Origin of the sequence: Acidovorax sp. 93, assembly GCF_003633835.1 — a bacterium.
Lineage (GTDB): Bacteria > Pseudomonadota > Gammaproteobacteria > Burkholderiales > Burkholderiaceae_C > Acidovorax > Acidovorax facilis.
The window spans coordinates 4,092,457-4,107,048 of record NZ_RBIT01000001.1 but is presented as its reverse complement, the minus strand read 5'-3'; the positions used below and the strand labels follow the sequence as shown (position 1 = coordinate 4,107,048).

Genomic DNA, 14,592 nt, shown 5'->3' with positions numbered 1-14,592 from the left:
CGTGGAACTGGCTCTGCCAGGCCAGCGGGTGCGTCCCCCTCAGGGGGAAGGCGCCGAAGGCGACTCAGGGGGGATTCAGTGGTGCGTATCGTGCCGCGCAATGTCCAGCAAGTGGTTCACTTCGTCGCGGTAGTTGATGCAGTTGCGCTGGTGCCAGCGGCGGATGATCCACATGATTCCGGCCACCACGAGGCCAAAGGTGATGATCGCGCCAAACACCGACAGCCCCAGCTTGAGCGACAGGCTGTAGAACGCGCCCAGGCCCAGGATGCAGGCCTGTTCGTTGAAGTTCTGCACAGCAATCGACCGGCCCGCGCCCATCAGGTTGTGGCCCCGGTGCTGCAGCAGCGCGTTCATGGGCACCACCAGGTAGCCGCCCAGGCCGCCCAGCAGGATGAGGAAGGGGATCGCCAGCCAGATGTTGCTGATGAACACCATGAGGATCAGCAACAGTCCCATGCCAATACCCAGCGGGATCACCTTGGTGGCCATGTCCAGGCGCATGCGCATGGACGCCACCACCGCGCCGACGGCCGTGCCGATGGCCACCACACCGGTGAGGGCCGAGGCCTGCGTGGTGTTGTAGCCCAGTGCCACAGCCGCCCAGGCCAGCACGATGAACTTGAGGTTGCCGCCTGCGCCCCAGAACAGGGTGGTGGTGGCCAGCGAGATCTGGCCGAGCTTGTCGCGCCACAGGCGGCCGTTGCAGGCCCAGAAGTCGGGCAGCAGATTGAGTGCGTTGGCCAGCACGCTGCGCGAAGGGTCGGCGCGCAGGGGGCGCATCTCCACCCCGGTGTGCGGGATGCGGGTGTTGAACCAGGCCGCCAGCGCATACACCGCAATCAGTGCGGCGATGGCGGATTCGGCGGGCGTGTCCACGCCGGTGTCGATCATGGGGATGTCGATGCCCAGCAGCATGTGCGACAGGTGCTGCCCCACCAGCTGGCCGCCAAACAGCACGCCGAGGATGATGGACGCAATGGTGAGCCCCTCGATCCAGCCATTGGCCTTGACCAGTTGCGAGGCCGGTAGCAACTCGGTGAGGATGCCGTATTTGGCGGGCGAGTAAGCCGCCGCACCCAGCCCCACCACCGCATAAGCCATCAGCGGGTGCGAGCCAAACAGCATCATGAGGCAGCCCACCACCTTGATGGCGTTGCTGACAAACATGACCTTGCCTTTGGGCAGGGCGTCGGCAAAGGCGCCGACAAAAGGCGCCAGCACCACATAGAAGAGCGCAAACATGGGCACCAGGGCGGCGCGCTGCCACTCGGGGGCACCTTCTGTACGCAGAAGCTCCACGGCGGCCACGAAAAGTGCGTTGTCGGCCAGCGAGCTGAAAAACTGCGCCGACATGATGGTGTAAAAACCGCGCTTCATCGAATGGCTGGTGGCAGCATCAGTTCGGCTGATGCCCTGTTAAATGTGGGGACCCTGGCAAGTGACGGACGGTTATATCACGCGGATAAACGGCCACGGTGCCAGAATCCGGTGCTTCCCACCCGGTCAAACCCCATGCCCCGTCCCATTGCCGCCACCATCCACACCGCCGCCCTGCACCACAACCTGGAGCGTGTCCGACAGGCGGCCCCTGATGCCAAGGTCTGGGCCGTGGTCAAGGCCAATGCCTACGGGCACGGCATTGAGCGCGCGTACGAAGGCCTGCGCGGCGCCGACGGCTTCGCGCTGCTGGACCTGGCCGAGGCCGAGCGCGTGCGCCACCTGGGCTGGCGCGGGCCCATCCTGCTGCTCGAAGGCGTGTTCGAGCCGCGCGACCTGGAGCTGTGTTCGCGTCTGGGCCTGTGGCACGCAGTGCATTGCGACGAGCAGATCGACATGCTGGCCGCCCACAAGACGCAGGTGCCGCACCGTGTGTTCCTCAAGATGAACTCGGGCATGAACCGCCTGGGCTTTGCGCCCCAGCGCTTTCGCGCTGCCTGGGCGCGCCTCAATGCGCTGCCGCAGGTGGACGAGATTTCGTTCATGACCCACTTCAGCGACGCCGATGGCCCCCGGGGCGTGGCGCACCAGCTGGCCGTGTTCAACACCGCAGCGCAAGACCTGCCGGGTGAGCGCACGCTGAGCAACAGCGCCGCCACCCTGCGCCATGCGGCGGACGCACGCGTGCGTGCCGACTGGGTGCGGGCCGGCATCGCGCTGTATGGCAGCGCCCCCGACTACCCGGAGCACACCGCCACCCACTGGGGCATGCGCCCCACCATGACCCTCGCCACCCGCCTCATCGCTACGCAGCAGCTGCAGGCGGGCGACACCGTGGGCTATGGCTCGCGCTTCACGGCCGAGGGGCCGCTCTTGATTGGCGTGGCGGCCTGCGGCTATGCCGACGGCTATCCGCGCCACTGCGACACCGGCACACCCGTGCTGGTCAACGGCATCCGTACGCGGCTGGTGGGGCGGGTGAGCATGGACATGATCACGGTGGATCTCACGCCGCTGCAGCAGGCGGGCGTGGCCGCAGGGTTTGGCAGCGAGGTCACGCTGTGGGGCCAGGCCAGCAACGGCACGGTGCTGGGTGTGGACGAGGTGGCCGCCGCTGCGGGCACTGTGAGCTGGGAGCTGCTGACGGCGCTGGCCCAGCGGGTGCCGGTGTCGGTGGACGGCAACGCCTGATTCATCGACAAGTTCACGCACGGCCGTATGCAGGGCTGCAGCGGCGCGGCAAACTGGTGTGAAATGGCGCGGTTCTGGCCGAACATGCGGCCGGCGACCACCCACTTTTCACCGCAGGCGTTCCCTCCATGGCCACTTCCCGCAGCGACCGCAGCAGCAACAGCAAGAAGAAAACCTCCACTTGGCGCTCCGTTCGCATGCCGCACCACGGCACGGTGGCGCGCACCCTGCAGCAGCGCTACAGCCTGCGCTGGCATGGGCTGCTGATCGGCAGCTTCACGCTGCTGCTGATGTGGTGCACCTCCCATGTGCAGATGCTGCTCGGGGTGGAGTCGCTGGCGCTGCGGTATTTCGTGACCCTCTCGGTCGGCTACCTGGGCTACCTGCTGGTGCTGCGGGCCTGGGCGGCGCGGCTGGTACGGTCGGACCGGGACAAAGGGGGCGATGGCAGCAGCCTGGACGTGCCCGATGTGTCCTGGCCCAGCGGGTCGTCCGGCGGCGGCAGTGGCCAGGTGCCGCTGCCGCGCACCGGCGGCGGTGATTTTGGCGGCGGCGGCGCATCCGGTGACTTTGGCGGTGCGTGGACGCAGGGCCTGTCCAGCGGGGGCTCGGGCAGCGATTCCAGCGCGCTGGGCGACCTGGCCAGCGGCGCCGCCGACGCCATTGGCAGTGCCGACGAAGGCGCGGTGGTGGTGGTGCCCGTGGTGGCGATTTTTCTCATCGGCGCGGCGATCATCTTTGGCGCGGGCTCGCTGGCCATGCTGTTCTTTGGCTGGGACGTGCTGCTCACGGTGGCGGTAGAGATCGCCTTCTCGGTGGCCACCGCCCGTGCCGCTGTGGGCGTGGAGCGCGAGGGCTGGCTCACGGCTGCCGTGCGCCTGACCTGGAAGCCGCTGCTGGGCGCGCTGGTCTGCGCCGTGGTGCTGGGCGCCACCATCGACCATTTCATGCCCGGCGTGCAGTCGCTGCCCCAGGCCGTGCGGGTGATCCAGGGGCAGTAATGGAAAAGATGGAATGCTACTAAATTGAGAGCTATAAATGTAGATCCATCAAGCGCTAGGCCCCGGTTTTCACCATTTTTTCCCTCTTGGAGCGGGGGCGGGCCTCATGCGCCTCCCTTCCCGTCGCTAGCTGCGGCAGTCCCGGCCGCCCTGGCAGCCGGTGTCGATGGCGTCCAGGTTGCTGCGCACCTGTGCCAGCAGGGCGAGCAGCTGGGCCTGCGTGGCGTCGTCACACCCCTTGAGCAGCGACGCCGCCAGCCCCCGGCGGGCGTCGCGCAGCGCCTGGTGCAGGGCCGCACCCTGGGCGCTCAGGCGCAGGCAGCGGCTGCGCTTGTCCTCAGCATTCGGTGCGCTCTCCAGCCAGCCCTTGTCCTGCAGCATCCCCACCATGCGGGCCACCTGTGCCTTGTCGGCACCGCTGTGCGCCACCAGTTCGCGCTGCGTGGTGCCAGGGTGGCGCCCCACGAACATCAGCGCCCGCACTTCGTTGTGCGTCAGGTCGGGGTGGATGGCGGCCATCGTGCGCACCATGTGCGCCCGGTAGACATGCAGCAGGTCGTGCATGGCTTCAAAGACATCGGCGGGTGCGTGGGTGGTCATGGCGATATGTGGTTGACAAAATCAACCAATGCGAAGATCATTGGTTGACTAAATCAACATTTTAAGCCATGAACGCACCTCTGCCTACCGCCACTCCCCCGGTTGACTCCGCACACCTTGCCGTCGAACGCGTCCGCCACCCATTGCAAGCCCGCCACCTCCAGGTGGTGCGGCGCACCGCCGTCAGCCCCGGTTTCGTGCGGCTCACCCTGGCCGGGCCCGAACTGGCCGGGTTTGTGAGCGCGGGGTTTGACGACCATCTCAAGCTCATCCTGCCCCAGCCGGGCCAGGAGCGCCCCACGCTGCCGTCCCTGCAGGACGGGCGCCCGGTTTTCCCCGATCCGCGCCCCGTGCTGCGCGACTACACCCCTGCACGTTATGACGCCGCCACGGGCGAGCTGGACATCGAAGTCGCCCTGCACGACGCAGGCCCCGCCACTGACTGGGCCGCCAGTGCCGCCGTCGGCCAGTGGGTGGGCATTGCCGGGCCGCGCGGCAGCATGGTGGTACCCACCGGGTTTGACTGGCACTGGCTGCTGGGCGACGAAACCGCGCTGCCCGCCATCGCCCGCCGCCTGGCCGAGCTGCCCGCCCACACCCAGGCCACGGTGCGCATCCAGGTGCGCAACCCAGCCGACCAGCGCGTGCTGGCCAGTGCGGCACAGCTCGACCTGCAATGGGTGAGCGCGCTGCCCGCCGCCGTGGAAGCGCTGGCCCTGCCAACCGGCGCCGGGTTTGTCTGGGCAGCCGGCGAACACAGCGAGATGGCCGCCGTGCGCCGCGCCATGCTCGCCAAGCCGGGTGTGGATGCCAAGCGCATGCGCATCTCTGCCTACTGGAAGCGCGGCGCCGCCGACCACCACGAAGACTTAGTCCAGTGAACCTGAGAAATCGGCGGTACGTGAGTACCTAGCCGCCCCGCATGCTAGGCGGCGGGCGCAGCCGGGTTGTATACCCGGCGAGCATGGCAACGACGCATGCGGGGCGGCTAGGCACTCACCCAAAGGGCCGGGGCCCCACGAGTCGCAGTGCAGCGTTGCAGTCCTTGTCAAGGCGGCCAGCCTTGACTGCGGCCTGCGCCCAGCCCCGCACCCCTTGGAGCACCGGCGTACCGTCGATTTTTCAGATTCACTGGACTACTCAGCGCAGCAGGGTAAGCCCCGCCGCCCGCTGCACTGCTTCGGTCATGTGGTGCAGCGCCTGCACGTTCAGGCGCCAGGATTGCCAGTACAGCGGCACGTCCACCGGCTTGCCCGGAAGCAACTCGACCAGCGTGCCGGCCTCCAGGTCGTGCTGCACCATCGGGTCGGGCGTCATGCCCCAGCCCAGCCCGGCCCGGGTGGCCATGACAAACGCGTTTGCCTCGGGCAGCCAGTGCACGGGCGGCGTGAGTTTGCGGCGCGTGATGCGCCCCACAAACCGGGCCTGCAGCGCATCCTTGCGGTTGAACACCAGCATGGGCGCCGTAGCCAGCGCAGCAGCGGTCACCCCCTGGGAAAAGTAGCGCTGCATGAACGCGGGGCTGGCCAGCGCCCGGTAGCGCAGCGTGCCCAGCGGGAGCACCTTGCAGCCCTGCACGGGTTGCGGGTCGGCCGTCACGGCGGCCATCACGCGGCCTTCGCGCAGCAGGTTGGCTGAATGGTCCTGGTCCTCCACATGGATGTCGAAGGTGATGCTCTGGCCCTCGGCTGCCTGGGCCATGGCGTGCGGGAACCAGGTGGCCAGCGAGTCGGCATTGACGCCAATGGCCAGGCGCGTGGACGTGTGCTGCCCACCGCCAATGGTGGCCAGCGCGTCGGTCTCGCTCAGTGCCACTTCGCGTGCATGCCGGTACAGCGCCTGCCCGGCTTCGGTGGGTGTGCAGGGCGTGGCGCGGCGCACCAGCACCTGGCCCACGCGTTCTTCGAGCAGCTTCACACGCTGCGAAACCGCCGAGCGGGTGACGTGCAGCACGGCGGCGGCCCGCTCGAAGCTGCCCTCGTCGATCACGGTGGCAAAGGCGTTGAGCTGGGCAGAGTCGAGGCGCATGGTGCGTTAGCCATTTTGACGGATCGTTAAAAAGTATAGCTGGCGTGACGAGAATGCGATCCCCACAATCCACGCCCATGAGCACCACTGCCTTTCTTCACGGATTCACTTCGACAGCCCTTCTGATCATGGCCATTGGCGCACAAAACGCCTTTGTGCTGCGCCAGGGCCTGCGGCGCGAGCATGTGATGCCGGTGGTGCTGGTGTGCGCGCTGTCCGATGCGGTGCTGTTGCAGGCGGGCGTGTGGGGCATGGGCGGGGTGCTGCTGGCGCGGCCCGAGTGGGCGCAGTTCATGCGCTGGGCGGGCGCGCTCTTCCTGGCCGCCTACGCCGTGCAGGCCGCCAGCCGGGCCTTCAAGCCTGCCCAGCTGGTGGTGTCCGCCAACGGGCCGGGCGCCAGCCTGCGCACTACCGTGCTCACGGTGCTGGCGCTGACCTGGCTGAACCCGCATGTGTACCTGGACACCGTGCTGCTGCTGGGCACCATGGCCACCCCGTACCCCACCTGGGGCCGTGCCACCTTTGCCGCCGGGGGCTCGCTGGCCAGCGCCTTGTGGTTCCTGACCCTCGGGTTTGGCTCGCGCTGGCTGGCGCCTTTGTTCGCATCGCCCGGTGCGTGGCGGGTGCTGGACGCTGGCACGGCCGTCACGATGATGGGTTTGGCCATGGTGATGGTTCTAAGCTAACAAATACAAGTTCGTTACACGGAGAAGCGACTTGCGCCATAGTGGAGGACTGACTGATCTGGAGTGATTCCCCCATGCGTTTCAAGACCCTCTTGCTCGCGGCCGCGCTGGCCACGGCGCTTCCGATGGCTGTGCAGGCCAAGACCTTCCGCTGGTCCCGCTCGGTGGATATTTCCACCTGGGACATCCACACCCAGAACGTGGGCGTGAACAACACCATGCACGGCGCGGTGTACGACACGCTGGTCGAATACAACAGCAAGACCTTCAAGCCCGAGCCGTCGCTCGCCACCGAGTGGAAGCTGGTCAAGCCCACGCAGCTGCGCCTGACATTGCGCAAGGGCGTGAAGTTCAGCGACGGCAGCGAGTTCACGGCCGACGACGCCAAGTTCTCGCTGGAACGGGCCAAGGCCAAGACCTCCAACTTCGCCGTCTACACCCAGGGCATTGACCGCGTGGAAAAGGTTGATGCCTACACCATCGACATCCACTCCGACCTGCCCAACCCGGTGCTGGTGAACCAGCTGACCGAGCTGCGCATCATGAGCCGCGCCTGGGCCGAAAAGAACAAGTCGGTCGAGCCCAAGGACATCAAGACCAAGGATGAAACGTACGCCCACCGCAATGCGCTGGGCACCGGCCCGTACCAGCTCAAGCAGTGGGCACCCGACCAGCGCGTGGTGCTGGAGCCCAACCCGAACTGGTGGGGCAAGGGCAAGTACCCCACCAACCTGACCGAGATCGTCTACACCCCCATCAAGGCCGACGCCACGCGCACGGCGGCGCTGCTGTCGGGTGAGGTGGATTTTGTGATCGACCCCAGCCTGCAAGACCTGGCGCGCATCAAGCAGACGCCCACCCTGCAGGTGCTCGAAGGGCCGGAGTACCGCACCATCTTCCTGGGCCTGGACCAGTTCCGTGACGAGCTGCCCGGCTCGGATGTGAAGGGCAAGAACCCGCTGAAAGACCTGCGCGTGCGCAAGGCGCTGTACCAGGCGATCGACATCCAGTCCATCCAGCGCGTGGTGCTGCGCGGCCTGGCCCAGCCCACGGGCACGCTGATCGCCAACCAGGTCAACGGCTGGACCAAGAAGGCCGATGTGCGCTACCCCTTCGACCCCAAGGCCGCGCAAAAGCTGCTGGCCGATGCGGGCTACCCCAACGGGTTTGAGGTGGACTTTGCCTGCAGCGCGGGCCGCTACATCAACGACGAGCAGCTGTGCCAGGCCATCACGTCACATTGGGCCAAGGTGGGAGTCAAGGCCAAGCTGCGCTCGCTGCCGTTTGCCACCTACTTCCCGATGATCCAGCGCAACGAAGCCAGCATCTACCTGCTGGGCTGGGGCGTGCCCACGTTTGACGCGTTCTACAGCCTGCAGTCGCTGGTGCGCTCGCCCGGTGCTGGTGGGGATGGCAACTTCAACCTGGGCCGGTTCTCCGACCCGCAAATGGACGCGCTGATCGAGCGTGTGAAGAAGGAAACGGACACCGCCACGCGCAACGGCCTGATCGAGCAGGCGCTGATCAAGGAGCATGAACTGGTGTCGCACATCCCGCTGTACAACCAGGTGATCCCGTGGGCGGGGACGAAGAAGGTGGAGATCATCCACCGGGCGGACAACCGGATTGATTGGCGGTATTTGAAGGTGAATTGAGAGTGACAACCCCCTGAGGCGCTTCGCGCCTTCCCCCTTCTCTCGAATTGCTGTGCAATTCGTGAAGGGGACGCCGCCAGCGCGGCGGGGCGGCCCTTGCGCGGCGGCCCTGGCCTGGGCCGCGCCAGTCTCAAAAGCCGCGCACTCTAGCGGCGGTGATGTTTGGTGCCTGGGAAATTCAGGCCAGCGCGCGCTGCACTGCCGGGCGCTCCAGCATGCGCTGGGTGTGTGCAAACACCTTCGGGAACGAGGCGATGTCCACGCCGTCGCTTTTTAGCCAGGTGCCAATGGTGAACAGGTAACCGTCTGCCACGGTGTACTGCTCGCCCATGACCCAGGGGCCCTGGTCCGCTTTGGGCAGATAGTGGCTTTCGATAAGGTTGAAGCACTCGGTCATGTTCTGCGGCACCTTTCGCTGCATCGCCGCCTGGGCTTCGGGCTCATCGGCCCAGCGGCTGGCGCGGGGGCGGTGGGCGTGGGCGATATGCACGGTGGAGGCGAGGTAGCTGTGGAACTCCTGCATGCGTGCAAAGCCATGGGCATCGGTGGGGGCCAGGCGTGCCTCGGGAAAGCTCTGCGCCACGTAGGCCAGCAGTGCGGCTGTTTCGGTCAAGGTGCCGTGCGGCGTGACCAGCGCAGGCACACGGCCCTTGGGGTTGACGGCCAGGTACTCGGGCGTGCGTTGCTGGGCAGCGGCAAAGTCCACCCGCACCAGCTGGTGCGGGGCGCTGGCCTCTTCCAAGGCAATGCGAACGGCCTGCGCGCAGGTGCCGGGGGTGTAATAGAGCGTGAGAGTGGTCATAGGTAGTTTGCTATATATGTGATAGCTTTTGGAGCTTTACAGATAAGCGCTGGAGGCTACTTGGTTTTGAAATTTCTCAGTACAGTCCCCGCGTGCGAGCCATCAGCCGCGTGAGGCCCAGCAGTGCGTCGGTGTGGGGCGTGGGCGTGCCGGTGATCTGCCCCAGCTCGCGCACCGCGCCCACCAGGGCGTCGATCTCCATGGGCTTGTTCGCTTCCACATCCTGCAGCATCGAGGTCTTGAACGCGCCCAGCTTGCGCGTGACGGCGTGGCGGTCCTCGGGCTGCTGGTCAATCGGCAGGCCCAGCTTGTCGCCGATGGCCTTGGCTTCCAGCATCACGGCGCTCACAAAACCGCGCACCAGCTCGTCGTCCAGGATGCGGTCGGTAGTGGCGCCGGTGAGCGCGCTGATGGGGTTCATCGTGAGGTTGCCCCACAGCTTGAACCAGATGTCCTTCTGGATGCAGCTGCTCACCTCCACATCGATGCCACCGCGCTGCAGCGTGTCGGCCAGCGCTTGCAGGCGCGCGCTCTGGCTGCCGTCCGGCTCGCCCACGATGAGGCGGTTGCCAAAGTGTTGTTTGACGAAGCCCGGAGCCTCCAGCGAGCAGCTGGTGTGCACCACGCTGCCCACCACGTTGCGCGCCGGGATGGCCTGGGCAATCACGCCCCCCGCGTCCACGGATTCGAGGGCACGCCCCTGCGCGGCGCCGCCGAAGCCGTCGAGAAACCACCACGGCACGCCGTTCATGGCGGTGAGCACGACGGTGTCGGGCCCGAGCAAGGGCGCCATGGCGCGCGCCACGTCGGGCAGGCCCGGGGCCTTGACGGCGACCACGACCAGGTCTTGCACGCCCAGCGCTGTCGGGTCGCTGTGGGCCGTGACGGGCACCTGCGCCAGCGTGCCGTCCGCGCGCCGCATGCGCAGCCCTTCGGCCTGCAGGGCGCGCAGCGTGTCGCCGCGCGCCACCATGCTGACCGGGTGGCCCGCTTGCGCCAGGGCCACGCCCAGCCAACCTCCGATGGCGCCAGCGCCGTAAATACAAACTTTCATGGTGGTCGTGCCTTTGTCTTCCGGTGAGTGTCGTGGTGAATCGGTGTGTGGTGTCTTGTGGGCTTCAGTAGCCCGCAGGGCGTGCTGGTGTGCCCCCAGCGTCGGCGCGAAAGCGCGCCAGCAGATTCTGCGCAGCGCTGGCCAGCAGCATGGTGTCCACGCCAACGGCCACAAACAGTGCGCCCGCCGCCAGCCACTGGCGCGCCTGGGATTCGGTGGTGGCCAGAATGCCTGGCGCCTTGCCCGCACGCAGGATGCGGGTGATGCCGTCGTGGATGGCTGCCTGGACGTCAGGGTGCCCTGGGTTGCCGGGGTGGCCCATGGAAGCCGACAGGTCGGCCGGGCCGATGAACACGCCGTCCACGCCGGGCGTGGCGGCAATGGCATCGAGGTGGGCCATGGCTTCGACCGTCTCGGCCTGCACCAGCAGGCAGATTTGCTGGTTGGCCTCGTGCACATACTGGGGGTAGGCCTGCCAGCGCGACGAGCGGGCCAGCGCGCTGCCCATGCCGCGCACGCCCTCGGGCGCGTAGCGCGTGGCGCGCACCAGCTGCTGGGCCTGCTCCGGCGTATCGACCATGGGCACGAGCAGGGTCTGTGCGCCAATGTCCAGATACTGCTTGATCAGTGCCGTGTCACCCACCGGCACCCGGGCGATGGGGTGGGGCGCCTGCACGCCTGGCGGCAGGGCGCTGGTGGCGCTGGCGATGGCCTGCAGCTGGTGCAGGATGGAGCGCAGGTCGTTGGGCGCATGTTCGCCATCGACCAGCAGCCAGTCGTAGCCGGTGCCCGCTAGGATTTCGGCGCTGTAGGCATCGGCCAGCCCGAGCCACAGGCCGATCTGCGCCTGGCCCTGGGCCATGGCCTGTTTGAAGCGGTTGGTGGGTGTCTGCAATCTGAACTCCGTGCGGCAGTGCCAAGCCCGCCATCGTACGGGCTGTTGCTATTCCAGTGGGCATGGCCGCTATAGTCGGCTGCCCCCACTTCGGGGCAGCCTCAACGACACCTGCCATGGCCAAAGAAAAAACCACGTTCACCTGCACCGAATGCGGCGGTACCAGCCCGCGCTGGCTGGGCAAATGCCCGGCCTGCGGTGCCTGGAACACGCTGATTGAGCAGGTGGCCGAGGCCGGGCCGGGCAAGAACCGCTACAGCGGCTCGCAATTTGCCGGTTTGAACCAGGCCCAGGCCGTGATGCCGCTGTCGGCCATCGAGGCCAGCGATGTGGAGCGCACACCGAGCGGCATCGACGAGCTGGACCGGGTGCTGGGCGGCGGCATTGTCGAAGGTGGTGTGGTACTGATCGGTGGCGACCCGGGCATCGGAAAATCCACCCTGCTGTTGCAGGCGCTGGATGCGCTTCAGCGCGCAGGGCTGCCCACCTTGTATGTGACGGGTGAGGAAAGCGGTGCCCAGGTGGCCCTGCGCTCGCGCCGCCTGGGGCTGGACCACAGCCAGGTCAACGTGCTGGCCGAGATCCAGCTCGAGAAGATCCTGGCGACCATCGAGTCCATGCAGCCTGCGGTGGCCGTGATCGACTCGATCCAGACCGTGTACTCCGACCAGCTCACGTCCGCGCCCGGCTCCGTGGCGCAGGTGCGCGAATGTGCGGCGCACCTCACGCGTTGTGCCAAGGCCTCGGGCGTGGCCATCGTGCTGGTGGGCCATGTGACCAAGGAAGGTGCGCTGGCTGGGCCGCGCGTGCTGGAGCACATGGTGGACACGGTGCTGTACTTCGAAGGCGACACGCACAGCCAGTTCCGCCTGGTGCGGGCCATCAAGAACCGCTTCGGCGCGGTCAACGAAATCGGCGTGTTTGCGATGACCGAGAAGGGCCTCAAGGGCGTGAGCAACCCCAGCGCCATCTTTTTGAGCCAGCATTCCGAGCCTGTGCCCGGCAGCTGCGTGATGGTGACGCTGGAGGGCACACGCCCGCTGCTGGTGGAGATCCAGGCCCTGGTGGACAGCGGTGGCCCCAGCCCGCGGCGTCTGTCCGTGGGCCTGGACAAGGACCGGCTGGCCATGCTGCTCGCCGTGCTGCACCGCCACGCGGGGGTTGCGTGCATGGACCAGGACGTGTTCGTGAATGCCGTGGGCGGCGTGCGCATCAGCGAGCCAGCGGCCGACCTGGCGGTGATGCTGTCCATCACCTCCAGCCTGCGCGGCAAGGCGCTGCCGCGCGGCTTTCTGGCGTTTGGCGAGGTGGGGCTGGCGGGCGAGGTGCGGCCCGCGCCCCGCGGCCAGGAGCGCCTGAAGGAAGCTGCCAAGCTCGGTTTCAGTGTGGCCGTGGTGCCCAAGGCCAATGCGCCCAAGAAACCCATTGAGGGGCTGACCATCCACGCGGTGGAGCGGGTGGAAGAGGCCATGAACGTGGTGCGGGGCTTGTAAGCAATGCCCACAGCCACACACGGTTGAGGCCGTAAGACAATCCCAGCCTATGAATCTGCGCAATATCCTGGTGCCCCTGGGGGCGGTGGCCCTGGTCGGGTTTGGTTTTACAGCCTACGGCTGGGCCGGTGTGGCGGCCGTGGTGGGCGGGCTGGTCATGTGGGCCCTGCTGCATTTCACGCGGCTGGTGAATGTGATGAAGAAGGCCGCCAAGCGCCCCATCGGCTATGTGGGCAGTGCGGTCATGCTCAATGCCCGGCTGGCTGAGGGCGTGAACCTGATGCATGTGGTGGCCATGACGCAGGCGCTGGGGGAACTGCTGTCGCCCGAGGGCGCTGACCCCGAGGTGTACCGCTGGACAGACGGCACCCAGTCGCATGTGACCTGCGAGTTTCGCCATGGCAAATTGGTGAAATGGATGCTGGTGCGGCCGGAGGGCGAAGCGGCCGCCACTCCCCCCCAAGGCTGACCGCTGCCCAGGCCCTTGCCCTTGGCGGGGCACCATTTGCTGCACTGCACCCTGGTGCCCCGGTTCCTGGCCCGCTGCGGCCCCGTAAAATCCCGGTTTTGCGACCCACAGCAACCAAAGGATTCCCATGAGCCCCGTAGTTCCCTCGATGGCCGACCGTGACGGCAAGATCTGGATGGACGGCCAGATGGTCGATTGGCGCGACGCCAAGATCCATGTGCTGACCCACACCCTGCACTACGGCTGCGGCGCCTTCGAAGGCGTGCGCGCGTACAACACCGCCAACGGCACGGCGATCTTCCGCCTGGAAGAGCACACCGACCGCCTCTTCAACAGCGCCAAGATCCTGCGCATGAAGATCCCGTTCACCAAGGAAGAAGTGAACGAAGCCCAGAAGGCTGTGGTGCGTGAAAACAAGCTCGAATCCTGCTATCTGCGTCCATTGACCTGGATCGGCTCGCAAAAGCTGGGTGTTTCGCCCAAGGGCAACCAGATCCACCTCATGGTGGCCGCCTGGGCCTGGGGCGCCTACCTGGGCGAAGAAGGCATGAAGCGCGGCATCCGCGTCAAGACCAGCAGCTACACCCGCCACCACGTCAACATCACCATGACGCAGGCCAAGGCGGTGAGCAACTACACCAATTCCATCCTCGCCAACATGGAAGCGCTGGACGACGGCTACGACGAAGCACTGCTGCTCGACAGCTCGGGTTTTGTGTCCGAAGGTGCGGGTGAAAACATCTTTGTCATCAAGAACGGCGTGATCTACACGCCCGACCTGTCGGCCGGTGCCCTCAACGGCATCACCCGCAACACCGTGTTCCACATCGCCAAGGACCTGGGCCTGGAGATCGTGCAAAAGCGCATCACGCGCGACGAGGTGTACATCGCCGACGAAGCGTTCTTCACCGGCACGGCGGCTGAAGTGACCCCCATCCGCGAACTCGACCGGATCGAGCTGGGCAGCGGATCACGCGGCCCGATCACCGAAAAAATCCAGAGCGCCTTCTTTGACATCGTCAACGGCCGCAACTCCAACTACGCCCACTGGCTCGCGAAAGTCTGAACACCATGTCCCAAGCCGCCATCGAACTCCTGGCCAAGGACCTCAATGCCCAGGGTGGGGTTTTCTGCCCCAGCCCCAAGGCCGATATGAAAATCTGGAACAGCCACCCCAAGGTGTACCTGGACGTGGCCCGCACCGGCGAGGCCAAGTGCCCGTACTGTGGCACGGTGTACCGCCTGAAGGCGGGCGAGCACGTACACGCTGGCCACTGA

General features: G+C 66.6%; 15 protein-coding genes. 9 read left to right on the top strand and 6 right to left on the bottom strand.

Going from position 1 to position 14,592, the window contains the following annotated elements; genetic code table 11:
* Window positions 1-75: 75 nt before the first annotated feature.
* Entirely contained in the window at window positions 76-1,380 is a 1,305-nt protein-coding gene (gene lplT / locus C8C93_RS18735) for a lysophospholipid transporter LplT (protein ID WP_055399829.1), read from the bottom strand.
* Between the two features lie 135 nt (window positions 1,381-1,515).
* On the opposite strand from lplT, the gene alr reads away from it, so the two are divergent.
* Together alr and C8C93_RS18725 are read left to right on the top strand one after the other, a co-directional pair.
* Window positions 1,516-2,631 (top strand): alanine racemase, encoded by a 1,116-nt coding sequence (gene alr / locus C8C93_RS18730; protein WP_121507873.1) that lies wholly within the window; start codon window positions 1,516-1,518, stop codon window positions 2,629-2,631.
* Window positions 2,632-2,759: 128 nt separating this feature from the next.
* On the top strand, window positions 2,760-3,632 hold the full coding sequence (locus tag C8C93_RS18725) for a hypothetical protein (protein ID WP_055399833.1): 873 nt from the start codon (window positions 2,760-2,762) through the stop codon (window positions 3,630-3,632).
* Window positions 3,633-3,758: 126 nt separating this feature from the next.
* Here C8C93_RS18725 and C8C93_RS18720 read toward each other — a convergent pair whose 3' ends face one another.
* Window positions 3,759-4,232, bottom strand: a complete 474-nt coding sequence (locus tag C8C93_RS18720) for a MarR family winged helix-turn-helix transcriptional regulator (RefSeq protein WP_121507872.1) — start codon at window positions 4,230-4,232, stop codon at window positions 3,759-3,761.
* 68 nt (window positions 4,233-4,300) lie between these two features.
* Here C8C93_RS18720 and C8C93_RS18715 point away from each other — a divergent pair, with 68 nt between their 5' ends.
* Window positions 4,301-5,113, top strand: coding sequence for a siderophore-interacting protein (locus C8C93_RS18715; RefSeq protein ID WP_121507871.1), 813 nt, complete (start codon window positions 4,301-4,303; stop codon window positions 5,111-5,113).
* Between the two features lie 259 nt (window positions 5,114-5,372).
* On the opposite strand, the gene C8C93_RS18710 is transcribed toward C8C93_RS18715, so the two are convergent.
* Window positions 5,373-6,260, bottom strand: coding sequence for a LysR family transcriptional regulator ArgP (locus tag C8C93_RS18710; RefSeq protein ID WP_121507870.1), 888 nt, complete (start codon window positions 6,258-6,260; stop codon window positions 5,373-5,375).
* Between the two features lie 77 nt (window positions 6,261-6,337).
* Here C8C93_RS18710 and C8C93_RS18705 point away from each other — a divergent pair, with 77 nt between their 5' ends.
* Together C8C93_RS18705 and C8C93_RS18700 are read left to right on the top strand one after the other, a co-directional pair.
* Window positions 6,338-6,946 carry a LysE/ArgO family amino acid transporter gene (locus C8C93_RS18705; RefSeq protein ID WP_121507869.1) on the top strand — a complete coding sequence of 203 codons (609 nt, stop codon included), beginning with the start codon at window positions 6,338-6,340 and terminating at the stop codon, window positions 6,944-6,946.
* Window positions 6,947-7,020: 74 nt separating this feature from the next.
* Window positions 7,021-8,601, top strand: a complete 1,581-nt coding sequence (locus C8C93_RS18700; protein WP_121507868.1) for an ABC transporter substrate-binding protein — start codon at window positions 7,021-7,023, stop codon at window positions 8,599-8,601.
* 178 nt (window positions 8,602-8,779) lie between these two features.
* Here C8C93_RS18700 and C8C93_RS18695 read toward each other — a convergent pair whose 3' ends face one another.
* The 3 genes from C8C93_RS18695 to hpaI form a co-directional block, all read right to left on the bottom strand.
* Window positions 8,780-9,403, bottom strand: a complete 624-nt coding sequence (locus tag C8C93_RS18695; protein WP_121507867.1) for a glutathione S-transferase family protein — start codon at window positions 9,401-9,403, stop codon at window positions 8,780-8,782.
* 76 nt (window positions 9,404-9,479) lie between these two features.
* Complete coding sequence (locus C8C93_RS18690; RefSeq protein WP_121507866.1) at window positions 9,480-10,457, bottom strand: 2-dehydropantoate 2-reductase; 978 nt, start codon at window positions 10,455-10,457, stop codon at window positions 9,480-9,482.
* 64 nt (window positions 10,458-10,521) lie between these two features.
* A complete protein-coding gene (gene hpaI / locus C8C93_RS18685; RefSeq protein WP_121507865.1) occupies window positions 10,522-11,352 on the bottom strand; it encodes a 4-hydroxy-2-oxoheptanedioate aldolase in 831 nt (276 codons plus the stop codon).
* Window positions 11,353-11,468: 116 nt separating this feature from the next.
* Here hpaI and radA point away from each other — a divergent pair, with 116 nt between their 5' ends.
* From radA to C8C93_RS18665, 4 genes are all read left to right on the top strand, one after another.
* On the top strand, window positions 11,469-12,845 hold the full coding sequence (gene radA, locus C8C93_RS18680) for a DNA repair protein RadA (protein ID WP_121507864.1): 1,377 nt from the start codon (window positions 11,469-11,471) through the stop codon (window positions 12,843-12,845).
* Window positions 12,846-12,894: 49 nt separating this feature from the next.
* Entirely contained in the window at window positions 12,895-13,314 is a 420-nt protein-coding gene (locus C8C93_RS18675; RefSeq protein WP_121507863.1) for a glycerate kinase, read from the top strand.
* 127 nt (window positions 13,315-13,441) lie between these two features.
* On the top strand, window positions 13,442-14,380 hold the full coding sequence (locus tag C8C93_RS18670) for a branched-chain amino acid transaminase (RefSeq protein WP_121421947.1): 939 nt from the start codon (window positions 13,442-13,444) through the stop codon (window positions 14,378-14,380).
* Window positions 14,381-14,385: 5 nt separating this feature from the next.
* Window positions 14,386-14,592 carry a zinc-finger domain-containing protein gene (locus C8C93_RS18665; RefSeq protein WP_055399857.1) on the top strand — a complete coding sequence of 69 codons (207 nt, stop codon included), beginning with the start codon at window positions 14,386-14,388 and terminating at the stop codon, window positions 14,590-14,592.